This is a genomic window from Pedobacter sp. 01N310, assembly GCF_056399805.1.
The window spans coordinates 410,897-436,606 of the sequence record NZ_JBFTSB010000001.1; the positions used below are offsets into that span (position 1 = coordinate 410,897).

15 protein-coding genes are annotated in these 25,710 nt (G+C 39.8%); 5 read left to right on the forward strand and 10 right to left on the reverse strand.

Features of this window, described 5'->3' with window-relative positions; genetic code table 11:
• The first annotated feature begins 9 nt into the window (after positions 1-9).
• Complete coding sequence (locus tag AC1DNH_RS01400) at positions 10-1,542, forward strand: RagB/SusD family nutrient uptake outer membrane protein (RefSeq protein WP_477580526.1); 1,533 nt, start codon at positions 10-12, stop codon at positions 1,540-1,542.
• A gap of 35 nt (positions 1,543-1,577) precedes the next feature.
• Complete coding sequence (locus AC1DNH_RS01405; protein WP_477580528.1) at positions 1,578-2,132, forward strand: peroxiredoxin family protein; 555 nt, start codon at positions 1,578-1,580, stop codon at positions 2,130-2,132.
• A 246-nt stretch (positions 2,133-2,378) separates the two neighbouring features.
• Here AC1DNH_RS01405 and AC1DNH_RS01410 read toward each other — a convergent pair whose 3' ends face one another.
• A complete protein-coding gene (locus AC1DNH_RS01410) occupies positions 2,379-5,444 on the reverse strand; it encodes a beta-L-arabinofuranosidase domain-containing protein (RefSeq protein ID WP_477580530.1) in 3,066 nt (1,021 codons plus the stop codon).
• A 412-nt stretch (positions 5,445-5,856) separates the two neighbouring features.
• Between AC1DNH_RS01410 and AC1DNH_RS01415 the strand changes: the two genes are divergently transcribed.
• Entirely contained in the window at positions 5,857-9,333 is a 3,477-nt protein-coding gene (locus AC1DNH_RS01415; protein ID WP_477625095.1) for a family 43 glycosylhydrolase, read from the forward strand.
• Positions 9,334-9,567: 234 nt separating this feature from the next.
• On the opposite strand, the gene AC1DNH_RS01420 is transcribed toward AC1DNH_RS01415, so the two are convergent.
• The 9 genes from AC1DNH_RS01420 to AC1DNH_RS01460 all read right to left on the reverse strand — a co-directional run bounded on the left by AC1DNH_RS01420 (position 9,568) and on the right by AC1DNH_RS01460 (position 22,413).
• The gene (locus AC1DNH_RS01420; protein ID WP_477609342.1) at positions 9,568-9,927 is read right to left on the reverse strand and encodes a DUF1801 domain-containing protein; all 360 of its coding nucleotides are present in this window, start codon (positions 9,925-9,927) and stop codon (positions 9,568-9,570) included.
• A 251-nt stretch (positions 9,928-10,178) separates the two neighbouring features.
• Entirely contained in the window at positions 10,179-10,799 is a 621-nt protein-coding gene (locus AC1DNH_RS01425) for a Crp/Fnr family transcriptional regulator (protein WP_477585079.1), read from the reverse strand.
• A 227-nt stretch (positions 10,800-11,026) separates the two neighbouring features.
• Complete coding sequence (locus AC1DNH_RS01430; RefSeq protein WP_477585078.1) at positions 11,027-11,296, reverse strand: hypothetical protein; 270 nt, start codon at positions 11,294-11,296, stop codon at positions 11,027-11,029.
• A 564-nt stretch (positions 11,297-11,860) separates the two neighbouring features.
• Positions 11,861-14,152, reverse strand: a complete 2,292-nt coding sequence (locus AC1DNH_RS01435) for a GH92 family glycosyl hydrolase (RefSeq protein ID WP_477609340.1) — start codon at positions 14,150-14,152, stop codon at positions 11,861-11,863.
• 172 nt (positions 14,153-14,324) lie between these two features.
• The gene (locus tag AC1DNH_RS01440; RefSeq protein WP_477583474.1) at positions 14,325-15,551 is read right to left on the reverse strand and encodes an acyltransferase family protein; all 1,227 of its coding nucleotides are present in this window, start codon (positions 15,549-15,551) and stop codon (positions 14,325-14,327) included.
• Positions 15,552-15,621: 70 nt separating this feature from the next.
• A complete protein-coding gene (locus AC1DNH_RS01445; protein ID WP_477583472.1) occupies positions 15,622-16,602 on the reverse strand; it encodes a purple acid phosphatase family protein in 981 nt (326 codons plus the stop codon).
• Positions 16,603-16,720: 118 nt separating this feature from the next.
• Positions 16,721-18,400, reverse strand: coding sequence for a RagB/SusD family nutrient uptake outer membrane protein (locus tag AC1DNH_RS01450; protein ID WP_477583470.1), 1,680 nt, complete (start codon positions 18,398-18,400; stop codon positions 16,721-16,723).
• Between the two features lie 18 nt (positions 18,401-18,418).
• Positions 18,419-21,457 (reverse strand): SusC/RagA family TonB-linked outer membrane protein, encoded by a 3,039-nt coding sequence (locus tag AC1DNH_RS01455; protein ID WP_477625096.1) that lies wholly within the window; start codon positions 21,455-21,457, stop codon positions 18,419-18,421.
• 68 nt (positions 21,458-21,525) lie between these two features.
• A complete protein-coding gene (locus tag AC1DNH_RS01460; RefSeq protein WP_477585955.1) occupies positions 21,526-22,413 on the reverse strand; it encodes an inositol oxygenase family protein in 888 nt (295 codons plus the stop codon).
• A gap of 501 nt (positions 22,414-22,914) precedes the next feature.
• Here AC1DNH_RS01460 and AC1DNH_RS01465 point away from each other — a divergent pair.
• Together AC1DNH_RS01465 and AC1DNH_RS01470 are read left to right on the forward strand one after the other, a co-directional pair.
• The gene (locus tag AC1DNH_RS01465) at positions 22,915-23,922 is read left to right on the forward strand and encodes a LacI family DNA-binding transcriptional regulator (RefSeq protein ID WP_477609132.1); all 1,008 of its coding nucleotides are present in this window, start codon (positions 22,915-22,917) and stop codon (positions 23,920-23,922) included.
• A 123-nt stretch (positions 23,923-24,045) separates the two neighbouring features.
• Complete coding sequence (locus AC1DNH_RS01470) at positions 24,046-25,674, forward strand: sodium/sugar symporter (protein WP_477584518.1); 1,629 nt, start codon at positions 24,046-24,048, stop codon at positions 25,672-25,674.
• Positions 25,675-25,710: the final 36 nt, after the last annotated feature.

Here is a 25,710-nt window from a genome sequence, read left to right on the forward strand (position 1 = left end):
GAACAGAAAATGAAAAATATATTCTATATATCACTTATTGCCTTAAGCCTTAGCGCCTGCAAAAAAACAGATTTCGATAATCCAACAACGCTGACGAATCAGGAAGCCATCGATCAGATAAAAGATCTCGGGCTTAAACTCACAACAAGTAGCGTTCAAACTATTTTTAGCACCTCAACAAGTGCATCTGGCACGCATTTTAGTCTTTTAGCCGATCAGACAACCAATACCAACGGAAATTCTTCCTGGTGGGATTTTGCGAACGAACCGCGTCTACGACTCAATAACAATACTTCTTACCGTGGTGCAGTTACCTGGAATACTTTTTACAATAACTTTTATCAGGCCAATTTAGATGCCACGCTGGCATTGGATATTATTGAAAAGCAGGGTAAAAAGATTTACGATACACAGGGTACAGATAGAACGCAGGATTGCCTTGTTGCGGCCTATTATGCCAAAGGAATAGCACAAGGCTATCTTGGTGTTATTTTCGACCGTGGTATTATTGTGGATGACGTGAACTTGAGCACGAAAGACTTTCCGGATTCTTACAAGGCCTTAATTGCCAATGGAATCAAGCTGATTGATAAATCTATAACACTGGCTGAAGCGAATACACAGTTTAAATTCGATTTCCTCAGCGGAAAAACATTCAGTAAAGCCGACTTTATTAAACTGGCCAATTCAATGGCTGCAAGGATTTTATCATCTGAGGCCCGTGATAAGACCGAAGCAGAAAAAATTGGCGATGAACAATGGAATAAAGTATTGGCCTACGCCGAAAAAGGATTTACCACCGATTTTGTGATCACCACGGTAACAGGGGGGTATTACAATCAGTTATTGACCAATTTGTTACAGCGCAATTCAGATGGTTCTGGTTGGTTGCCACCAGATCTTAAAATTGCCTATTTGGCCGATAAAACCGGAAATACCCCTAAATTTTACCCTTTAACCGGAATATTACCCAACATTAGCAGCAACGATAAACGTTTTGATAGTTATTTTGGATACACCACAAGTTTTGGAATATTTATCGAATCGCGTGGGCGTGGGCTTTTTACCAATTGGTACCGAAAAAGATGGTATAATACAGCCAACACGTTAAACTCACCTGGTGCGGTTAATCCTTATTTCCTGGCGGAAGAGATCAGGTTACTAAAGGCTGAATCCAAATTTTGGCTGAAGGATTATGCTGGCGCAGCTGCCATACTAAATGATCCGGCCGCTGTAAGAAAAGCCATAGGAACGCTTCCTGATGTTGCCGCAAACCAGGCTGATTTGAGAAAACAGTTGCATTATGAATATGCCATTGAAATAGATGGCGCTGGTGGTGCATTTCTGCCATTTACCTTTATGCGCAGGAACAATTTACTCGTAGGCGGTACGCCAACTGAATATCCTTTGCCGCAACTCCAGCTCGATCTGGTAAAACAACCCGTTTATACTTTTGGTAGCAACGCCTACTTCGGCGAAAAAGGAAAATATGGCGAAGTAGCCACCGCACTTGATGAAGGCTGGAAAGCCGCTGAAAAATAATTTAGACAACATTATAACTCTTTAAACTTATCATTATGAAAATTAAACTATTAACCTTAGCCGCAGTTTTGCTTACACTTAGTGGATTTGCGCAACAACCAAAATTCGAAAACCCCAATGCCGATAGCAGAGGCTATCTGGTAAAAGTAGGAGATAAAGCCCCTGATGATTTTGAACTGGTACTCCATGATGGTAAGAAAACCACATTAAAAGAATTAAAAGGAAAAATTGTCATTCTACAGTTCACCGCTGCATGGTGTAAGGTATGCAGAGAAGAAATGCCTTATTTAGAAAAGGACATCTGGCAGGCCTATAAAAATAAAGATGTGGTATTGATCGGTGTTGATCGGGATGAACCATTAGATGTGGTACAGAAATTTCACAAAGACATGAATATCACTTATCCATTGGCCCTAGATCCCGGCGCTAAAATTTTCCAGAAATTTGCCGATAAAAAAGCCGGTGTAACACGTAACGTAGTGATCGACCGGGATGGTTACATCAGATTTTTAACCAGATTATATGATAAAGAAGAATTTAGTCTTCTGGTCAAAAATGTTAAAGAATTAACTGAAAGGGCAAGTAAGTAAAGATTTTGTTTGCTTTGTGAGAGGCTGTTTCTTCAAAAAGAACACAGCCTCTTCTCTTTTTTATCCAAAAGATATGAAAATGAGATAATCATCTGGTAGCGATAAATGATTAAAACCATAGGAGAGATTGAATTTTTATAAATCAATACTCCAGCACAAACAAAATTCCTATACTGGAATTTTACAATGTGAAAAACATTAAGTGTGACCTATGGGGCCATTCTTCAGCTATTAGCGCAACAGTGCTTATTTTAATGTAACATCCAGGTAAACAGAATGACGCCCATATGTTTCGTAAAATGGTTTGAAAACAACATCATCAATAGTGAACTGTAAAGATTGTGGATCACCCTTGATTGATTTGCCAATATCTTTGGCATCCAAGGTTACTTTACGCCAATCTTTTCTGGCTTCTGGTTCCTGCGCTGCCAACAATACCGGTCCGTAAAACAAACTGGCAATGTTCTGCTGATCCATAACCGGATCGAGGTGGAATTGGAATGGCATCTTTAAATCCACAATATCGCCATTTTTCCAGGTACGGCTTATCTTTAGGTAACTGCCTGGCTCAGCCTGAAACTTTTGTTCTTTCCCGTTGATCTTTACAAAGAATCCTTTGGTGGCCCAGCCTGGCACACGCACATTGAGATCAAATTTTCCGCTGCCCTTAATTGTGAGGCGGGTGTGGTCTTCTTTTGGGAAATTTGTTGTCTGTTCTACCCTAATCTGGCGTTCTGTCCATGTTAGTATTGAGGGAATGTACAGGTTCACATAAAGCGCCTGGTTATCTTTACTTTTAAAGTAAATTGAATTTTGTAATTTGGTGCTGCTCTCTATCGCAGTGCCGTTACAGCAGGTAAAACCTGTCATATCCGCATTGCCAAATTGTTTAACAGATCCTGGTCTGAGTGGTACATGATAAGTATTGGCAGGACTGTTCAGGGCAACAGATGCCAGGATATGATTGTATAAGCCACGCTCATAATAATCCATCAGCTCTGCCCGCTGATCGAATAGAAAAAGGTCTCCGGTCAGTTTTAGCATATTATAGGTGGCACAGGTTTCATTCTGCCCTCCTTCAGAGAAGCCATTTTCGTACAAGGTAGCTGGCTGCGCAATAAAACACTCCGCATTGGCAGGGTTACGGGCACCTGCAACGCCTCCGATACTATACATGTAATCGTCTACCATTTTGTGCCAGAAGTTATCCGCTATACTGTAATATTCAGGTTTATTGGATACCCTGTACATTTCGATACTCCCTACAATTTGGGGTATGTGCTGATTAGCATGCAGTCCACGGAAAATATCTACGTTTTTGGCCAGCCCATGCGAATGTACTGTATCACCAAAGAAAACCTTTATATTATCAAATAATTGTGCTGTTTTTAGGTATTTCGGATCATTTGTAATCTGGTATAAACGGGCCATTACATCATTCATGCCCCCGTACTCTCCGGCGATGTAAGTATTCCACATCCTGATAAGCGTTTCCTGAGGCAGCTGGCTTAAGCGGGTATATACCCAGTCACTCATGTCAGTAGCTATTTTAAGTGATTTTTTATTGCCACTTACCTCATATACGTCTATTAAGCCAGCCAAAATTTTATGCAAGGTATAATATGGGGCCCAAACCTGGTTTTTCTGTCCTCCATATTTCGCTCCGTTTTCCAACATGATAAACTGATCGGGAGGATAGGCGCTGATGAATCCTTTTCCCCAGTTCCAATAATCTGTACGGATGCCCGATGCACTAAGGTCAGAATCATAATCTGATTTACCGGGGCCATGCGGCACAGCGCTCGGATCAGATACCGAGGTGGAATCTGAATTTTTAGGGTTCCCTGATAATTGCGATAGTTCATAGAGTGTATTGATCATATACTCCATTTTTTTTGAGAAATTGGCCTGCAGTGCCTTGTCATATCCGGTACCAGCATAGGCCTGGGCAATTGCCGAAAGGTAGTGGCCTGTGGCATGCCCCCTTAATTTGGTATCTTCACTGTCCCATACCCCCAGAGGTTTTGCTCCTTCGGGTTGTTTCTGGCCAAAAGCTTGGCGGAACATGTAGAGGAAAGAGTTAGGGGCGGTTTTAGCTAATGTTTTGATAAATTTATCACGGTTTTCGATAAATTTGGTTGCATGGCCATGAACATCCGTTTGTAGAGAAACCCTGTTTAAAGCAAATGGTTCTAGCTTTAAGGCTGGCGAGGCTGATTTTTTAAGCGCTTTTATGGTTACAAATGCTTTAGGTTGAAAAGACGTTCCCGCAACACGCCCGGTAACGGTGTAACTTCCAGGTTTCAAGACCGTGCTATTATCAGTTGGAGAAGGCCACAACACACGTACTTTTGGACCTTTCATCTTATTCTTGTAGGTGCCCGGTACATAACTGGGTAACCGTGGTAAATTTCCTACTTCTGTTTCCACCTGAATATCTGATACATGGGCTAAATAAGTATTGTAAAGCTGTGGAGTGCCTGAAGAAAACTTTGGGAGATCATCTTCACGCTTACCTACATTTACCGCACTTTCCTGATTACCTCTTTGGGCATTGCGATAAATTCCGGCAACCTGCCCCGCACTTAACGGAACCCGGTAAATACGGAAATCATGTATCATGGCATTCAGATAAGGATCTCCCGGTACTAGCGATTTTCCGATATACAACAGGTTTTTTGCCCCTGATTGCTGATCGAATACCATTGTTAACTCCAGGGGGATGTGCTTAGCTTCGGCCACAGGCTTGCTATTCACATAGGTCACCATAGATTTTGATGGAATATCTATCACAATGGTAATATAGATCCATTTATTCAGTTCTAAAGCAGGAGAAACCGCTGTGTTTTTATTGTTTTCCTTTGCCGTGATCGATGTCTGGAAACCTTCCTGAGCATTTGTTCCAACAGGGGCCACAAAAAAATGTTTGGTTACGTCCTTCCCGAAATCAAAAAACCGCTGGCCGGGCTGCTTAGAACGGAGGTATATCCATCCTGATATGCTGAGCGATTCTATATCTGTTAATACTTCTCCTGGAATTGTGACAAAGGAATTGTTATCCCCAGAGAGCGACAAAACCTTTCCAAATCGGCTGTCGTTGATAAATTTGACTCCGTCGCCCTGAAATTTTGCATGAAAATTATTTCGAGACCAGTCTTTGGCATCTCCATTAAAGATATAACGCGCACTCATTCCTGTTTCGCCGATCCCGTCTAATATCTGATCTCCATTTTGTGCATTGGCAGAAGTGATACCCATGGCTAAAATAGTTGGGAACAGTATGGTACGCAAGAATACTTTGTATATTTTCATGTTTAAATCATTTTATCAATAAGACCCTTCTTAGATCTGTTTATATCAAGATATTTTATACCCGGATCTTTTACTAAGCGCAAATGAATTTAAAGAATATTGAATAAAAACAATCCTTAAAATTCATCGATAAAACTATGAAGAAGCCCTGTGTTTTTATGCTTCTTTTTTATCTGATAGCTACTAGATTTTAACAAGTACCCCGCCGTACAACAAAGATTGGGGTGCTTGGTTAAAATAATAATGTTATGCATCAATATACAACGGAAATCTAGATGACGCTTCATTTATATTTACATCCTGATCAATCAACTCTGGTTTTTATAGGTCGGGATATCAACAATTAATTATGAAAAACATTTATCTAAACCTCTTCGTTTTTTTTCTCTTATGTAGCGCTTTCCAACCTATAATGGCGCAATCTCGGCATTTGACGAAGGGGCAGGGCAATCCTGTTATACCAGGTTATTTTGCAGATCCAACGGTTAAAAAATTTGGAGATACTTTTTATATTTATGCAACAACCGATGGCAATGGAGGCGGATTTGGACCATCGCAGGTATGGACGTCAAAAGATTTTGTGAACTGGACCATGCAGGATATGAACTGGCCAACAACCCATCATTACTGGGCACCGGATGCAACACAGGGTCCTGATGGAAAGTATTATCTATATTACTGTCAGCCCGTTGAAATATTTGGTGCATCTTCAGCAACGCCAGTTGGCCCATGGACATCCCTTTTGGCACCCGGAAAACCAATAGTTTCAAATTTTATGGTACCCAAGGTGATCACACTTGATGGGCAGACTTTTAAAGATGACGATGGTAAGTATTATATGTATTGGGGTACCTGGGGCATTTATCCGGGCCATGGTTGCGGTGTTGGCTTATTGAATGACGACATGAAGTCCTTTTCAAAACTTGCTCAGATTCCAAATACCGATGCAAAAGACTTTTTCGAGGCTCCATTTGTATTTAAAAGAAATGGAATCTACTATCTTACTTATTCATCCGGTTATTGCGAAGATGGAACTTACAGGGTACAGTATGCCACTGCAAGCAACCCGATGGGACCTTTTAAGTATGCCGCGGATAATCCAATCCTTGCCACAAATGGCGATGGAACGGTGCACGGACCAGGGCATCAGTCTGTTCTGCAGCAGGGAGATGATTTTTACCTGGTTTATCACCGGCATAATAACCCACACAACGACGGTGGCTATCACAGGCAGGTAGCGGCAGATAAAATGATCTTCGATGAGAAAGGAAATATACTGAAGCTGGTGCCTACACATTCCGGAATCGGCTATTTGGCAAAAAATGCGAATCCGCATCCAAATCTGGCGCTGGKCAAAACTGCTGTGGCCTCTTCAGCTTATGATCAGGATTTTAAATCAGAATTTGCATTCGATGATAATAACGGAACTTTATGGAAAGCCAAAAACAATATCGGCCCCTCATGGATCCAAGTTGATTTAGGCCGAGTCTATGATGTTAAAAGTGTACATACTCAATTTGAATATGCAACCTGGTACTATCAATACAAAATCGAATATTCGCTCGATGGCAAAACATGGGGACTGTACATTGATAAGAGTAAAAACACCCAACATGGAAGTCCAATGGTCGATTTTGGGAACATTAAGGCCAGATATCTGCGTACAACAATTTTACGGACAGAATATCCGGGCCTAAATAAGGCGATATGGAACATTAAGGTTTTCGACAATGCCGAATATAATCCAGTGATGAACACCAACATCAAAAAAAGGGAATCTTTGCAACATTTTGAACCGAAGGGACTGTTGGTGGATCTGAACTTTGATCACCTTCGGATAGGATCAATAGCAGCTCATGTTCAAAATAATGGAAAATTGGGCGGTGTGTTTTCTGCTAACGGAACAAACAAGCCAGTTACTTCAATGATAGGTGGAAAAAAAGCTTTGGTTTTCTCTGGCACCGAGCGCCTGTCGTCATCCGTTCGTGCGCCTTCATCTATGCTGGGGAATAGCAGTTATAGCGTGAGTATGTGGGTGCTGAACCCAGAGATTAATAAAGAAGAAACCATCATTTCATGGACAGGACGGGGTGGTGTTGATTTAAGCAATGCTGCGGTAGGTTATGGGAATAGTAAAGGTGCAGGCGCTGCCACCCATCTTGGCTGGGCAAATTTAGGATATAGGAATTTACCCAAAGCAAATGAGTGGCATGTGATTACCATGGTTTTTGATGGGACAATGGAGCGTATATATGTTGATGGAAAATTGGATAGGGCAGAAAGAAGAATGCTTTTCGTAAATAATCTTACCAGGTTTCTTGTTGGCGGAAATGATGATGGAACTTCAGGGTTTTCTGGTGCGCTGGCCGCTTTGAAAATTTATGATATCCCATTAACCGATACAGAGATTAAAGCAGCTTATACAAAAGGCATAACTAACCATACGGTTCTGTACGCAGCTGCAAAAAACCTTGAATATGGGGATTTAGCAAGCTGGCCCAATAATGGGGCAGCTTTGGGAGAACTGACGTGCAAGGGGAATGTGGAAGTTGCCGATATTAATGGAAAAACAGCTGCTGTATTGGCCAATGGTAGTAAAATCCTTATGAGAGGTAACATTACAAAAGAGGTCGGTTTTTCAAAACCATTTAGTGCTGTTTTTTCTCTTTTACCTGCTGTTGGTTCAAAAACAGATCTGTTTTTTGGTAAAGGAAATAAAGCCGTAAGGATAGTGGGTAATGGAAAATGGCAACAGTTAATCTGTTCTTTTTCTCAGGGCAAGTTCGAGGTATTTATCAATGGTAAACCGGCCAGTTATGCACTGGTACCTAATAATCAAAGAGACCAGCGTATTTTGATTGAATCTTCTGGCGGAAGACCAGGTGCCACAACAGCAATATCATCAATTTCAATATACAATTATGGTCTTGATTATAGTGCTTGCTTAAAAGAATTTAATTTTTGGAAACAAACCTTGGGCACAGGCAACTTAAAAGCATCATTTGCCTCAAAACCATCGGCAGTTACACCAGGTATGGTTTATATGGCGGCGGATAAACCTGAACTGCCAGGCAATGATCTCGAATATCTTTTTAAAAATGATAAAGATAACGAAGATGCGAAATGGTTACGGTCATCAGATTATATGGATTTTTCGGTCCTTCCACAAAGCAGTTATCGTTATACGGTGAAAATCAGGGATAATTTTGGAAATGTTACCCAAACATCTCTTCCGTTTGCTGTTAGAACAGATTCTTCACAATTTGTGATCAGAAAACAGGGTGGGGCGGCCCGGTCAGTTCCGGCAACAAAAGATGGCCTATCAGGAACTTCCTGGGATGGTATATTGGGAAATGCAGATACCGTTATACAACAATCGGGTATCCTAAAAATGGTTTCGCACAATACATTTTGGGATGGATCGGAGGCAATAGGGCCTTTTGCCTACAACAATGTTGAGGGTGATTTTATCGCCGAGGTAATGCTTTCAGATATGCTAGGGCTCAAGGAGAAGAAAGCCTATGGTGCAAATGAGGCAGGTATAATGGTTAAAGCTTCAACAAATGGAAGAATGCTTTTACAAAACGGCATTATGCCAGGCTGGGGCGTTGGAAATATTGTTACCGACCTTGGGAATGGCGGCAGAAAGCAGACGAACAACCTCTCTGGGTGGGCTTTTTATAGGCATCTGCAGATACAACGGGTAGGAAACACATTTTTTATGCGTGGTAGCAGTGATGGAAAGGCTTGGGTAGATCTTCCTGGCAGCCCTGTAAAAAGGGATGATTTGGGGAGTAGCGGCTTACAGGTTGGTGTTTATCATGCTACTTATGGTGATGCCTCTGGTGATGCATCTTTTAGCGGTTTTAAGATTATCCAAAAGAAATAAAGCGAACATTGATGCGTCACAAGATGAAGCTCATTTTAATAAAGAATATAGCTCAATACAGCCACAAAATGAGCTATAAATAAAAGCAGCATGAGCCATAAATTAAAAATTAGACTTGAACTCAGTATTTCTTTATTGTCGTTCTGGAGGCAGTAAACTCACCAAGGACTTAGTACATGCAAGAAATGTTTCGAAAATTGTTCTGCCAAGACGACTTTAGAGGGCAAAGCGAATTTATTTATCCATCAGCTCAACCCAGGTATTAACCATTTTTTCAATCAGCTCCTTGTTTGCTATTACCTGATCCATAGAACAAAATTTCGCATAAACCTTTCCCTTGGTTGCCTCTTCAAGAAAGTCTGATTTTACATTAATGAGTGCTCCTTTGTGAAAGATAAGGGCTACATAGTTTTTGATCCTTGGATTGAAAGTGGCCAGGTCTTCTTTGTAAAAAAAACTAGGGCCTCCCCACTTTATGTCTTCTTCTATTTTAGGGTTTGCATTGACAATAATAGATCTTACTGCTTCGAGTTCTGCTTTAAGCGGGTGTTCAAGTTTAGCGATAAACTCATCTACTTTTTTTGTGTTGTTCATAATGGTTTGATATTAATAGTTATAACAAATATCAATATCTTTTATGGAGGGAATTAGGTGTATAAATGACAAATTAACGGGTAAATTAAGACTGATTGGTAAGAAATCCCCCTTTTTTTGAATAAAATAGATCTTGTATTTATTTCCTGGTCTATTTTTGCTGATTTATCAAATGCATCAGCAGCCTTTAATATTTTCATGCCTTCAGCAAGATTTTAAACAATAAAATTAAAAATAACGCAGACTATGTTTTATATTCTTTTGTTTTCTACTGATCGGATCCTGCTTAGCGTTTCCAGTCTTAGGCCAAGGAACGAAGCAACATACCGGAGCGGTACACGGTTAATCATCCAGGGGAAAGCCCATAGCAGGTGTTTATAGCGGCCCGTCGCAGAGGGAATCTGGCAGATAAAGCCCCTGTTATACGCTCCCCTATAATGAAGCTCCATGATCTTTCTGCCAATAATGTTTGCCTCTGCAAAATTTTTATAAAGCATAGTCGTGAGTTCATGAGGTATGGCAATCAGCTCTACATCCTCTATTGCCTGGAGGTATTCGTCTGATTCTTCTTCAGTCCATAGATTGCGAATGGTCCCTACAATTTCGTTTTCCTGACAGATCCAGGAAGTGATCTCTGTTCCCGAGTCCTTATAGAACCCCCTTACTACTCCTTTTAAAATCAGGTAAAGATATCTATTACGGTCTATCGGAGAGATAATATATCTGTTCTTGCGGAAACTCACAGGAAAGGTGTGGCTATCGATAAGTGCCTCCATTTCAACAGTTAGGGGGTGAAAACTATTGTATAGGGCAATAAGTGGGGAAGCGCCGTTATAGGAGTCCCATTTGTTGTTTTCCTGCGCACCGGCCATGATTCTTTAGTTTAGCTTTTCAGATAAGATAAAAATAATTAAAAGACCAAACTTTTCAAATTTTCGTTGCTCCAGATTAATTGCATTGTCTTTTGATCTCAAGTAACAGTTGTCGGGAAAATTCAGCTGATCATAATAGTCCTCATCAAATACCGGGCCGTTAAGCTATATCACGGCTCATCAATATAAATTTTGGCGAAGATTAAAATGGCCTGTTTTTGTGGTAATTATTTGTTTTTGGCACTTAGCGATGTGCGTAAAGCGCCCGATAGGGCAAGCATTTCACATACTTTATCATTCCAGTCTATCAGTGCATCCTCAGGAGAGGTTCCAAGACCTGAAACATCGTGTTCCTCTTCAAAGGATAATACGGCATAATAACAATCACCGTCTTGATAAACGGAGGGTTTAAACTGCATTACAAATGTTGGTAACCTGTATTTGTTATAATCAAAATCTACCAGTTTTCCTGGGATCGTTCTGGCTTGCTGTTTCATAGCTTGCTATTTGTCGAAACTTTTTTGTTTACCTGTTTTCTGCCTAGGGTAGGCAAATGCATTTGTAAATTAGTCAATCAATGTTTCCTCAAGGTTAGCAGGTTATTGTTTGTTTGTTAAGTGTTTGGTGGAGCGTGCATCGACAAAAAAAAATACATGGTATGCTTTTCCTAAGATAAGGGTTCCCATTTGCCCAGAATCAATTTTTCGGGGATGTGTAGGCCGGTGTTTTAATATTGATGTTTTGAGCGATACGGTCAATGAATAAAGATATTTTTTTCCTCTTAATCTTTTTGGCTCAAAAACAGTCAAATCCTATCTATACCAATCTAACTATGAAGGTTGAAAAGAAAACTTTAAAAACATCAGATAAAACCGGTAATGAGGCGGGTGAAAATGTCTTTCCCAAAAGAATGATACTTTTTATCCTCGTGTTAAGTGCAATACTAATGATCTTGGTTTTGTTTAAAGATTAACTGGGGTTGAAATGTTTTTCTGTTATTTAGCTGTTTGGCTTCCTCTGAGCACGATTATTAATTTATGTTTAGATTGGTTTTTCAGGATTCAGAGCACGGCTGGTCGATCTTGCAGGTAAAAGATTAATTTTCCGCCTTGCACCAGCAATTGGTGTTTAATTTGGTTTTGGGTAAAAGGCTTTCCATTTAAACTGATTTTTGAAATGTAAATAGAATTTTTGCTCTTTTTAATGGCTGTTATAACTAATTTTTTGCCATTTCTGAAAGATATTGTAGCCTCTTTAAACAAAGGACTGGTGAGTTGATAGTTTCCTGAAACAGGATCTACCGGATAAAAGCCAAGTGCTGCAAATACATACCATGCCGACATTTGCCCCGCATCGTCGTTGCCACTTAAACCACCAGCGCCTTCCCCATACTCTTCAGCCAAAATGCGTGATACTTGCATCTGGGTTTTCCATGGAGAAGAAGTGTAGTTGTATAAAAATGGAATCTGGTGCCCAGGTTCATTCCCATGCCAATATTCTTTTTTATTAAAGAGCGAATCCAGTTCGTTTTCGAGATTTTTACGCCCACCCATCAACTTGATCAGTCCGGGCATATCATGCGGAACATAAAAAGTATATTGTCTTGGGGTTCCTTCTGTAATATAAGGTTCGCGGTGATCGGGATAAAAAGGCTTGTACCAGTTGCCATTGGCAAAACGCCCTCTAACCATTCCAACATTGGGATCAAAAACATGTTGGTAATTAAGCGATCGTTTTGATAGCTCCCGGTAATCGGCTTCTTTGCCCAAATCTTTCGCGATACTTGCGAGGGCATAATCATCGTATGCATACTCTAAGGTTCTACTTACCTGTTCCTTTTTATGAAAAGCGTTTGGGATACTGTCTTCTAATGGAATATAGCCATACTTTAAATAACTGTTAATTCCACGCCGGCCTTTTCCATTCAGATAATCGACAGAATCGGGCATTTGAAAGGCATTTTGCCTCATCAATCGGTAAGCTTCATTAATATCATAATTGCGGATCCCCTTATTATATGCCGAAGCGATGAAAGCAGTAGCATGATCGCCGATCATGGCGGCAGTATAACTGTTCCAGCAAGGGAAAATAGGCATCCAACCACCTTGCTGACCTTTTAATATCATCGAATTAACCAGGCTATTAGCTAAGTTGGGATTCAATAGTTCAATTAAAGGTAATTGCGCGCGGTAAATATCCCACATCGAAAAATCATCGTAATAATTGCCTTTATTTATTGTTTTGTTCTGATAATTTCCATCAAATTGCGGATATTTCCCATCTACATCATTGTATAGCCTGGGATGTTGCATGGCATGATAGAGGGCCGTGTAAAAGATTTTTTTCCCTTTTTCATTTGTGTCTGAAATACGTACCTGTGATAGGGATTTTTCCCAAGCCTGATTGGTATGTGCTAAAACAGTATCAAAATTATCATTTTTGATCTCACTTTCCAAGTTGGCCTTGGCAGCTGCGATACTTGTAAAAGAGGTGCCGGAATAAATCACTAACTGTTCTCCTTTTTGCAGTTTAAAGCCTGCATAAGCACCAATATCCTTTTTATTGCTGATGTTTTGCTGATTGAAAATATGGCCTTCGCTATAAACCCCTGCTGAGGTAAAGTTTTTTTTGAACCGGATGTAAAAATAACCACTAAAGCCTGCAGGTTCTCCCCATCCCTGATAAATCCGGTGAACAGGATTATATCCGGAAATTTCACCTTTTTCTGCATCAACCTGAATAAAACCTTTGTTCTGATCGCTATTGGGCGTGACTAAAATATAAACGCTATCTGTTTTTAGTGCGGTGATCCGCATTACACCGCTTCTAAGGCTGGCTGTAATTTCTGTTAACAGTTGATGTTGAGGTAATTTTAATTTGTAATAGGAGGGGGTAGAAACTTCGTTTTCGTGGGCATAATTTTCTGCATATTGAGCTGCATTGGTTTTAAGCTGGCCTGAAATGGGCATAATGGTGAAGCTTCCGTAATCTTGGGTACAAGAACCACTGATCCAATGGCTTGCCCTAAAGCCGTAAAACTTTTTGTTGTTGTAATAATAAGGTGCCAGGCATTTTTTTTCTGTGAGCTGGGTCTGGGGCGTCCATTGCGTCATACTAAAAGGCGGTGCTACAGCTGGAATGGTATTGGCCAGGCGTTCGGTTTTATTTTCAATATGCTGGCTGGCCAATGTGGTGCTTGCAGAAGTACCCGAAAATGGTTGAACGTAAGGAATTAAAGGCTGTTTTTGTGCATAAACAACGTTTGTATAAATGATCGCTATAGCCGAAAGAAACAGAAACTGTATTCCTTTTTTGAATTTTGATGCTCTAATTTTTAAATCAGTTAACAACATATGTTATGTATAGTATAGTGGGGGCAGGACTTGATATTAAAGGAAGTTCTTTTATTGCTTCTTTGTTCTTCAAGGGTAATTTGGTGTTTTTAATATCGCTCGTTTCGTCATCCTGAACCCGTTTCAGGATCTTTCTAGTATTACTTAGCGTATGGAATCTACTGGCTTTGCCTTAAATTTTTAAAAACCATTTTCTATCATAGAGAAATTTCAATATCCCAAGCTGTATCAGTAGAACACCTAGCCATAAACCTGCCTGTTGCCAGCCTAAAGGAATTTTAGCGATAACTCCGCCAAAGAGGAATTGTGAAGTAGATTCGAAATTGAAAAGGCCATGGGCACAAACGTAAATTAAAATAGAATTAGTACCAATCCAGATGAAGGGCAAGCTCCATTTTTGATAAGTTTTAACATCAATAATGTAATAGAAGACTGAGAACAGCACCAGACTGCATCCACCGGCAACCAACACAAAAGAGCTTGTCCACATATTTTTATTAACCGGAAAAATTAGGTTCCATAATAATCCAAGCGAAACCAATATTATGCCTGCTATAAAGAGGTAGAAAGCTTTTAGAACCAAACTGAAACGGTTATTTTTAGTATTTAGAAATGTTCCTGTAAATACCCCTAAAAGTGCTGTTGCAATGGCAGGAATAGTGCTCAGCAAACCTTCTGGGTCGTAAACTGCACGATGGAGTTTGCCAGGCAACAATAAGCGATCTACATATGCTGCCAGATTACCTTCGGGTGTTAAAACGCCATTTCCAAAACCAGGAACAGGTATGGCTATCATGATGATGTAATAGCCCAATAAAATGCCCAGCAGCCAGATAAGCTGTTTGCGTAACGAAAAATTGAGGTAAATTAAAGCTGCAAAAAAAGTGGATAGGGCAATACGGCCAAGTACGCTCGCGAAACGTGTATTTTCGTAGCCTTCCCATTTGAGCAGGCCGTTTACCACCATTCCAAGAAAGATTAAAATCAGTGTTCTTCTGATCAGGGCATAATAAATACCTTTTGCTGATTTTTTTTTATCATTTCCGGCATTTAAATGTTTTTCGTAAGAAAATGGCATCGAAACACCTGAGATAAAAATGAAAAGTGGAAAAATCAGGTCGTAAAAAGTAAAACCATTCCAAAGGGAGTGATGAAGCTGGTTGCTGATGCCAACCAAAAAACTTTCGAGAAACGATAAATGGCCATTACTGGCGATGGTCCAATCATTGGGATTTCTGATCAAATGGTGTTCTTTCATTACACCGTTGGCCAGTCCGTGGAAAATACCTTCTCCACTAATAATCCAGAACATGTCAAAACCGCGTAAGGCATCTAAAGAAAGTAATCTTTTCTTTTTCGGTAAAAGCAAATCCTGTGGTGCAGTTTCGGTAATGGCCATAATATTTTTAAGCTAATGATGGGCGATTTTTGTTTTCTAAAAATAAGCGCTGTTCGGAGAAAAGCAGCATTTATTTTTTGATAATGGTATTATAAATAATTTCTCCTTCATCGTTAATGGTTTGTACGCGGATTAAATCTTTGCCGACCGAAAAAAGCATGAAACCATAAATAGAAGCCACCATCTGGGCATCATCAATGAGTTTTACAGGTGTTTTTTCTGATGCTGCGCCTGAAATGAAATGATGCGTTTTGCCTTCAGGTTTAATGTACTGCAAGCTGTGCTCGTGCCCGGTGAGGTATACATCTACGCCATAACGATCAAAAACCGGTTTAAGAGAACGGCGGATTGCTTTGGTATCATATCCGTCTGTGCGGCTTCCTCCAGTATACATGGGGTGATGACCCACAACAATTTTCCATCTGATGCTTGGATCTTCATCACTTAATACTTTAGTAAGCCATCGTTTTTGTTGGGTAGTATCCTGGCCTTTTACGTTTGGGCCGTATTCTGAATTTTTGTAAAATTCTGGAATTAAAGGGTTGGTATCGATAAAAGCAATCAATACCTGATTGTTCAGGTCTCCGTTAATAGGAAATTTCTTTGCATAATAACGGGCAGGCATTTTCCATCTTCTACTTATTTTTGAATAGGCTACCTGGGCATCTGGATTGGATTTATAATCGTGGTTACCCAGTACCGGATACCAATCCCATTGCAAAGAAAATGCAGTATAAATATCTTCAAAAGAATATTTAAAAAGTGGATCGTGCTCACTGATTACACCGCTAGGGTAGAAGTTATCGCCTGTGGAAATGATAAACTGTGCTTTAACATCTGCTGCGGTTATCCCCATTTGTTGCGCTACCTGTTTCTGATGGTCGGCACCGTTACGGCCCCAATCGCCCATGGCAATGAAATTAAGCGATAAGGCATCTTTAGTTAAAGTTTTGGTTGGTGTGGTGGCTTCAGATTGTGTTTTTAGTAAAACCTGAGCTTGCAATGAGCAATAGGTAAATAGGGAAATCAGTAAAAGTAAGTGTTTCCTCATGGAGATAAATTTAAGGTGATTGAGAAATTTTGATGGACCATCGGCCTTAAACAGGATGGGAAAAAAGAAATTTCTCTGGCTTTTACACCAGAGAAATTTTTGTATTGTTTACCGAGGGTTAATTATAACCGGGGTTTTGAACCAATGTATTGTTTGTCGCTATTGCTGTACTTGGAATTGGGAATATACGGCGATAAGTATCGGTATTGGTTTTAGATAAACCATAAGTGTTCTCAAATTTACCGAACCTGATCATATCATTACGGTGCCAGCATTCCCATGCAAATTCTTTCGAACGCTCATTGTAAAGTACATCCAATGTTAATGCTCCTAAAGCAGCAGAAGTGGTACGGTTGCTTCGTACACTGTTTACCAAACCTATTGCTGTAGCACCTAACGTTGGCGTTCCACCTCTGAATATAGCCTCTGCTTTCATGAGGATAATATCTGAATAGCGGAATAATGGCATATCGTTGTTTTGGTTCCGGCTAATTGGATTGGTGTAATCTGGTAAAAATTTAATGTTGCGGTAGCCGGTATTCCAGGCAATTTCATCCTTCCCTAAATCGTAAGCATTTGCACCTAAACGTGAACTGCTCAACGGAGTTAAATTTAGCGCATAGGTATAAGGTAACGCTCCAGCCGTAGTTCCACCAGTATAAAACTGATCGTAACCTAAATTAGTGGTGCTCACCATAATCGGACTTCCATCTGGCCAGTACTGTGGGCCGGTAAGCCATTGTTTGTTTCTGATGTCGTTCGAATCGTTAAAATTTGCATAAAACTCAGTTGTAGTCATTCGCGGACCGCTCGGTTTATTGTTTGATAAGCCCCCGCCACTGCTTTGGTTCATAACCGGGTTGGTAAATGTGCCCGGTGTGGAGCCAGAGTATTGATAACGTATACCAAGGTTACGGTTTAAATCGTAACGGGCCATAAACATATTGCCGGTAGAGGTAGACGCATCAAATGGAATTGCAAAAATAAATTCTTTTTGCGTTGGCCCATTGGTGGGATAAAACATCTGTAGATAGCTCGACATTGGTTCTATGCTATACAAGCCTGAACTAATTATCTGGTCGCAGGCCGCTATACAATCATCATAACGTGCTGTTCCAGTGTACACTGCTGCATTTAAGTACATTTTTGCCAATATCGAATAAGCCAGGTATTTTGTTGGTAAACCATAGGTTGCCATACCACTAGTCGATTTTAAATAGGGGATAGCCGCTTTAAGCTCGCTTTCTACATAGTTGAATACCTGTACACGTGTCGAATTTGTTTTTAATGCTGTGCTGCCATACAAGGTATCTAACGGAACATTGCCATATAAATCCATCATCATAAAGTACGACAGGGCCCGCATGGTTTTTAATTCTGCAAGGTTGGTGTTTTTTGCTGCACCCGCTGGTGCCGACTCGCTAATAATCGAAATGGTTTGATTGGCAGTGCCGATAATGTTGGTCAAATAAGACCAACCTGCTGCAACCCAAGCATTGTCTTTTGTCCAGGTGTGGCGATGCAATTCAAGGTACTTATTTCCGTCAATCCAGTCGGAAGCAAAAATTGGCAGCACCGATTCATCTGTTGATGAGCTTTGTAAAAAAAAGTAAGTAGTGGCATAATCGCTCCTTAAATTGATGTATACCGCTCCGGATGCCGATGTTAACTGTGCGGCTGTTTTGGGATAGGTTTCTGGTAAAAGTTCTGATGTAACGGGTACCTCGAGTTTTTGACAGGAGGTGAATATTAATGCACCAGTCAGCGCAAATAATATTCCAAATAATATCTTTTTCATGTCTTTAAAATTTGTGTTTTAAAATGATGCGTTAAGACCTAGTAAAAAAGTACGGGTTTTAGGGTAGAAGTTATTATAATCTATACCCGGGGCAGCACCTCCTTGATTAATCTCAGGATCAATCCCTTTATATCCAGTAATGGTAAATAAATTATTGGTTGATAAATAAACCCTAACATTACTCACATACTTAATTAGGTTTTTAAAATTATAGCCTAAAGTTGCGTTATCCAAACGTACGTAAGAACCACTTTCAATATACCGGTCTGAGTAGAATGAGTTTCTTGTGTCCGTTACTTTATCGTCAGCAGCGCTGTTTAGTATATTATTAACTGCTGCGCCTGCGGTGTAAGATAAATCAGCTTTGGTGGCGTTAAATATTTTATTACCAAAGGTTCCTCTTAAAAAGATGTTCAGCTCCAATTCTTTATATTTGAAGGTATTGCTCCAACCCATTATTACTTTTGGCTGCGCATTGCCCAGGTAGAAATAATCGGTTCCAATGCTTGGTGTAGTCGTTGTAGTACCATCGTGTTTGTAAAACATCGAGTTACCACTTGCATCTTTACCTGCATATTTTAGCGTAAAAAACTGGCCAAGCGGGTAACCAACTTTCAGAATCTGTAAAGTTGCATTGGTTTGTCCTGGCCCTTCAGGATCCGAGTAACGAATAGAATCTGCATTAGAAATAGGACCTTGTAAGCTTGTAATTTTGTTTTTATTATAGGCCATGTTAATGCTACTCAACCATGAAAAACTTTTGGTAGCAACTGGTGATACATTTAAACTTACTTCGATACCTTTATTACTGATGCTACCACCGTTTGCGTATAATTGGCCGCCCGGAACAAGTGCTTGTGGTACACTGTATTTGAAAAGCATGCCATTGGTATTTTTATCATAGACATCTACACTACCGGTAATTTTGTTATTTAAAATACCAAAGTCCACACCAATGTTTTTGGTTGATGTCCTTTCCCATTTTAAATTGGGGTTTGCACCTTGGATAGGTGCATACGCCCCTGCCTGCACACCATTGTTGTAATAAGTGCCGAAACCACCATAAACTAACTGTCCATAATAGGCACCTATACCTGAAGAGTTTCCAGTTACTCCATAACTGGCACGGATTTTTAAATCGCTAACAAATGATTGGCCCTTCATGAATTCTTCTTCGCTTACTCTCCAGGCTAAACCAACAGACGGGAAATAACCCCATTGGTTATTTTTTCCGAATGCAGAGCTTCCATCACGTCTGATTGAACCTTGCAAAAAGTATTTACTCTTATAATTATAATTTAACCTGAAAAAGTCAGAGATCATCAGGATTCTTTGATAAACAAGGTCATTTCCTAAATTAATGCGGTAAGTAGGAATGGCATAGGGGTTACCCAGGGTAAGGTTTTGAAAGCCAACGAAATCTGTTGGGAAATTGGTGCTTGAAGTTTGAAAGCCATCACCTACGATATTATCCTGATAACTGTAACCCAGTACGGCATTTAAGGTATGGTCGCCGATTTTCTTATCCCAGGTTAAGAATGTTTCTAATATTTTATTGGTGTTTTCAAAATTGCTTCTTAGAGCCGAGCCGTTAGTGCCAAACACACCTCCAATCAGGGTATGTGCTATGCCAATGCCTGGGTCGGGGTTATTGTAAAAGTTCGATGTTGGGTATTTTCCAAAATAACTGCTGTAAAATTCACCATGGGCAGCGGTAGTTTTCTGGTAAGATAAATTAATGTTATAGGTAAAGCCAAACGGCAATTTTACTTCCGTATTAAAACCGCCAATTAAAACGTTATATTTTGTTTCGTCCTGTGCATTATCGGCAATGGCTACCGGATTAAAATAACCTGTATTGTTCAGGTTTTCGAAATAACTTCCATCTGCATTATAAATTGGCGAAACAGGTAAGCGCTTTGCAGCCTGTAACAATACAATGTTCTGTAATGGCTCGTTAATAGACTTGCTACTCGAATTGGATAGGTTTAAACTGAATTTTACTTTATCATTGAATGCGTACTGATCTATGTTTAATCGACCAATAATACGATTTAATGAACTTTTATTTAAAATACCCTCCTTGTTAAAGTAGTTTAAGCTGGCGCTATAGTTACTGTGATCGGTACCACCGCTAAATGAAAGGTTATGGTTCTGCGAATATGCTGTAGAACGCTCAATGGCTTTCATCCAATTTACATTTTCGCCTTTATCATCATTTGGCGAAAATGCAACCTTGTTAGCTGTAAGGTAAGCCCTTAATTGATCAGCATCCATTAAATCAAGCTGATTACTTACTTTTTCGGCAGCTATATAGCCGCTATAGCTTAACTGCGGCATGCCCGATTTACCACGTTTTGTTGTTACTATAATTACGCCACTAGCTGCACGGTTACCATAAATAGCAGTTGCTGCGGCATCTTTTAATACATCAATTGATGCAATATCGGCTGGTGCTATCGCCGCAATATCGGCTCCAGGGATACCATCTATAACATAAAAAGGTGCTCCTGGACTATTAACGGTAGATGCACCGCGTAAGATTACGGCCGCAGGTTTGTTGGGGTCGCCACTGGCACTAATATTCAGCCCCGGAACTTTACCCTGTAGCAGCTGCCCAACATCTGCAATAGCTCCTTTATTTAATTCCTCAGGTTTTACTGAAGTAATGGCACTTGATAAGCCCTTGCGAGACCCTTTTCCATATCCTACCACAACTACATCTGTAAGTGAGGTATTCGCTTCTTTTATGGTTACTTTATAGCTCGATGCGGTGCCAATAGTGATTTCTTTGGCTTCGTAGCCCATAAAAGTAAATACGAGTTTGTCGCCGTTTTTGGCAGAGATGCTAAAAGCACCTTTATCTCCGGTAACCGTTACTTTGTTGGTGCCCTTTACCGAAACCGAAGCACCAATAATTGGCATGTTTTCGGTGTCTATTAAATTCCCGGTAATTTTTCGTTCATCCTGCGCAAAGACAGCGTTGAACGACTGGCTGATGAGTAAAAGCAGCAAAAAGATGCTGCCATACTTTAAGCTTGTACATTTAAATCTCATGATTTTTGTAGATTTAGGTTCATAAATTGGTTTGTTTTATTTGGTTATACTGTTTTTGAGATAGAATGTTAAAATTTAATAGTGGCTGGTAAATACTTAGCTACAAGTGCCTTGTAATAAGGTTCTAGTTCTGCCCAGCTTTTCTGATTGGGGTTTTTAGAGTACAAATCGTAAGGATTAAACAGGTTAACCCATTTAAACATTTCATGATCTTTTTCATTCATCAGGTGATCGTATGCATTTTCCCTGTGCTGCGAGTAAAAGGAATGGTAACGGAGCATGTATAAACCTGGCTCCGGAATGTAGGGCTTCATCATGTGGTATACATATTCATCGTGGCCCCACGACATGTCTACATTGTCTAGACCGCAATTTTGAGTATAAACACCCAATTTGGTCTGATAGGTTTCGTTTTTAAAATCCGGATTCTGACTGAAAAATTCTGGATAAACAATTTTATCTGAATAAGCGCAACCTACTGGAAAAGTATCGCCCACTACGGCCCACTGTGGTTCTCCGAACAGGCACAGTACCTTACCCATATCGTGTATTAAACCAACCAACACCATCCAATCGGGGTGGCCGTCGTTTCTAATGGCTTCTGATGTTTGTAACAGGTGCTGCATCTGGTCCAGATCGGTGTCAGGATCAGAATCATCTACCAGTTTGTTTAAAAAATCAAAAGCACTCCAGATCGGCATCTCCTGTTTGTCGAATTTTAAATAATCTGCTTTTTTCTGTTTTACGAAATCATAGGTTTGATAAGTATGGTTAAGCCTGTAAAATTCTTTTACGCTGTCTTTTTCCGTTTCATCATAATTTCTGAACTGCTCTTCTTTTTTTTCAGCGTTGATGTTTTTTGGATCAGGGTAGCGGATTAATATATCCTCTTCCCATTGATCAAGATTTTGCAAAGGATTTTGATTATCCTTTGAAGTTTCGCTTTGGTTTCTCATAAGGCTAGAAATGGATTGGTTAAAGATTTTCTTTGGTTTTATAAGTTAAAGTTGAGTTTTTAGAAGCTTAAACTTTTATATTTTGCCGATTTTATTTACGTAAACGATTAAGTAAATTTTAATTCTTTAGAGTGTAATCAACTTTAATTTGTTTATATTTAATAGGTTACGGCTTGAGTTGCACTAATGGTCATCCTTTTCTGCCTGAATCCCCATTAGTGAAATGTATAAAAGAAAAGAAATAAACGTTGTTATTACGATTATTTCATATTTTCGTTTGTAGCAGATACTTTTTCTTAGTCAAAAGAAGTATCTTATTGCTGTAACCAACAAATGTTATGAACATAAATTCGGCAAACCCGCTCTAACAATTGGGGCAAGCTGGATTGTTTTTGATGAAGATGCTGGTGAAAAAGAAGCTTTTGACCTATAATATCGCTAACTAAAGTGTTATATGGGGCATTTTCCTCTGAAAAAACTAACTAAACAAATTTTTAAGACATGGCGGAAGCAGTGAACATTAAGCGGTTGGCTCAGGAATTAAATATTTCCATCGCAACCGTTTCCAAGGCCCTCAATGACAGTTACGAGATTAGTTTAAAAACTAAAAACAGGGTGTGGACCTTAGCCAAAGAGTTAAATTATACACCCAATCCAGCCGCCAGCAACCTACGGAGCCATAAAACTAAAACGGTAGCGGTGATTATTCCCTGTGTAGCCAATAACTTTTTCTCCCTCTCAATAAAAGGAATTGAGGAGATTGCAAGGCAATACGGTTACCATGTACTTATTTATCAAACCCACGAGAATATAGAAGCAGAAGTTGCCTTCACCAATAGTTTATTAAATGGCAGGGTAGATGGTATTCTTACATCAGTATCGAGCAGCGAGTATAACAGTGAATATTATACCAACCTGGTTAAGAAAATTCCATTGGTGTTTTTTGACCGCGTTTATGAAAACCTGGATGCAGTTAAAGTAACTACCGATGATTACGAAATTGCTTTTCAGGCGACTGAGCATTTAATTGAATGCGGTTGTACCAAAATTGCGTATTTATATGGGTTGGAAAATCTTCCAGCTGGTAAAGCCAGGTTTGCAGGTTATCTTGATGCACTGAAAACGCATGGAATAGCTGCTGATGAGCAGCCCGTTGTTAAATATCAGGATGACGAAGACCTTAATCTGCAACATATAAAGGAACTGCTTAAAAAGTATAAGCCCGATGCTCTTTTTTCTTCCATTGAAGAATTTATTATTCCTGCTTATTGCGCCTGTAGAGAAATGGACCTTAAGATTCCGGATGATGTGAAAATACTGAGCTTTTCGAACCTGAGTACCGCAAAACTGTTGAGCCCCTCACTTACCACAATCTCACAGCCGGCCTTCGAAATCGGGCGCGAAGCGGCAAAATGCCTGTTCAAAATTCTCAATAATAAACAACTGGATGATGAACAGAATATTATATTGAAATCGGTGCTCACTAAGCGCGAATCAACAGGCTGCTAACGGGGATAAGTCTATGTTGTTGCTACAAGCTAGGCGAAAACGTTTACGTAATTAAATAATCGAATTTAGCCCCCAACATTGGGATTTTTTCTGATTTTTAAAAAACCCAAATATAAAATCTATATGAACCACCTGTCTGCATTCGATTATGCTGTTTTTTTGATGTATTTTATTATTGTTTCGGCATATGGCTATTGGGTTTATCGGAGCAAGAAAAAAAAGCGTACCGATACCAAAGATTATTTTCTGGCAGAAGGCTCACTTACCTGGTGGGCAATTGGTGCATCTATCATTGCGTCTAATATTTCTGCCGAGCATTTTATTGGCATGTCGGGTTCGGGTTTTGCTATGGGGCTTGCCATTGCAAGTTACGAATGGATGGCAGCCGCCACGCTAATTATTGTAGCCATATTCTTTCTACCCATTTATATTAAGAACAAAATTTACACTATGCCACAGTTCCTGTCTAACCGCTATAATAATACGGTGAGTACACTGATGGCTGTTTTTTGGTTACTCGTTTATGTGTTTGTAAACTTGACGTCTATTTTCTTTCTTGGTGCCATTGCTATTGAAACCATTACAGGCGTTCCTTTTAATATATGCATCATTTTCCTGGCCATTTTTTCTGCTATCATTACGCTGGGTGGGATGAAGGTAATTGGTTATACCGATGTAATACAGGTTTTTGTTTTAGTTGCAGGTGGGTTGATTACCTGTTATATGGCACTTAAACTCGTAGCCGAAAAATTAGATGCGCCAAGTGTTTTAGCCTCGCTTCCATTATTACGCAGTGAAGCGTCTGATCATTTTCATATGATATTTTCGAAAGGAGATAAATTCTACAACGAACTGCCAGGTATTGCGGTACTGGTAGGTGGTTTGTGGATCAATAATTTAAATTACTGGGGCTGTAACCAGTATATCGTTCAAAGGGCGTTGGGAGCCGATTTAAAAACCGGGCGCAACGGACTAATATTTGCTGCATTTTTAAAATTACTAATTCCGGTAATTGTTGTTATTCCAGGTATTGCGGCTTATGTGCTTTATCAACGTGGTTATTTTCATTCAGAAATGCTCGATGCCGCAGGAACGGTTAAACCAGATCATGCTTATCCGGTACTTATGAATTTATTGCCTGCAGGGATTAAAGGCCTTGCTTTTGCCGCACTTACTGCTGCTATTGTGGCCTCTTTAGCAGGGAAATGCAATAGTATAGCCACCATATTTACGCTTGATATTTACAAAAAGTTTATCAAACCCGAAGCTTCAGAAACACGTTTGGTTTCAGTTGGTCGGTGGTCTGTGGTTATTGCATCCTTAATTGCTATCGTTATTGCGCCTGCATTGCGAAGTTTTGATCAGGTTTATCAATTTATTCAAGAATATGTCGGTTTTATTTCACCGGGTGTTTTTGCCATCTTTTTACTGGGCTTTTTCTGGAAAAAAACCACTTCACGTGCAGCCCTAACTGCTGCATTACTAACTATACCATTATCTATCTTGTTTAAATTTTTACCCACATTAACCAATGGGGCCATTGAGCCAATCCCTTTCTTAAACAGGATGTCGTGGGTATTTGTGATCATCATTATTTTGATGGTTTTGGTTACGTTAACCGATCCGAAAAGTAAAGATAATCCACAGGGTCTTGAAATAGACCGTAGCATGTTTAAGGTTACTCCGGCATTTACCATTGCCTCGGTTATAATATGTGGTATTCTTGCAGCACTTTATACCGTTTTTTGGTAAACGGGTCTTTGCCTAAAATAGCTCTATGTATTTATT

Coding starts and splice junctions, on each gene's coding strand:
- AC1DNH_RS01400 (WP_477580526.1), top strand. CDS start 10: ATGAAAAATATATTCTATATATCACTTATTGCCTTAAGCCTTAGCGCC.
- AC1DNH_RS01405 (WP_477580528.1), top strand. CDS start 1,578: ATGAAAATTAAACTATTAACCTTAGCCGCAGTTTTGCTTACACTTAGT.
- AC1DNH_RS01410 (WP_477580530.1), bottom strand. CDS start 5,444: ATGAAAATATACAAAGTATTCTTGCGTACCATACTGTTCCCAACTATT.
- AC1DNH_RS01420 (WP_477609342.1), bottom strand. CDS start 9,927: ATGAACAACACAAAAAAAGTAGATGAGTTTATCGCTAAACTTGAACAC.
- AC1DNH_RS01425 (WP_477585079.1), bottom strand. CDS start 10,799: ATGGCCGGTGCGCAGGAAAACAACAAATGGGACTCCTATAACGGCGCT.
- AC1DNH_RS01430 (WP_477585078.1), bottom strand. CDS start 11,296: ATGAAACAGCAAGCCAGAACGATCCCAGGAAAACTGGTAGATTTTGAT.
- AC1DNH_RS01435 (WP_477609340.1), bottom strand. CDS start 14,152: ATGTTGTTAACTGATTTAAAAATTAGAGCATCAAAATTCAAAAAAGGA.
- AC1DNH_RS01440 (WP_477583474.1), bottom strand. CDS start 15,551: ATGGCCATTACCGAAACTGCACCACAGGATTTGCTTTTACCGAAAAAG.
- AC1DNH_RS01445 (WP_477583472.1), bottom strand. CDS start 16,602: ATGAGGAAACACTTACTTTTACTGATTTCCCTATTTACCTATTGCTCA.
- AC1DNH_RS01450 (WP_477583470.1), bottom strand. CDS start 18,400: ATGAAAAAGATATTATTTGGAATATTATTTGCGCTGACTGGTGCATTA.
- AC1DNH_RS01455 (WP_477625096.1), bottom strand. CDS start 21,457: ATGAGATTTAAATGTACAAGCTTAAAGTATGGCAGCATCTTTTTGCTG.
- AC1DNH_RS01460 (WP_477585955.1), bottom strand. CDS start 22,413: ATGAGAAACCAAAGCGAAACTTCAAAGGATAATCAAAATCCTTTGCAA.
- AC1DNH_RS01465 (WP_477609132.1), top strand. CDS start 22,915: ATGGCGGAAGCAGTGAACATTAAGCGGTTGGCTCAGGAATTAAATATT.
- AC1DNH_RS01470 (WP_477584518.1), top strand. CDS start 24,046: ATGAACCACCTGTCTGCATTCGATTATGCTGTTTTTTTGATGTATTTT.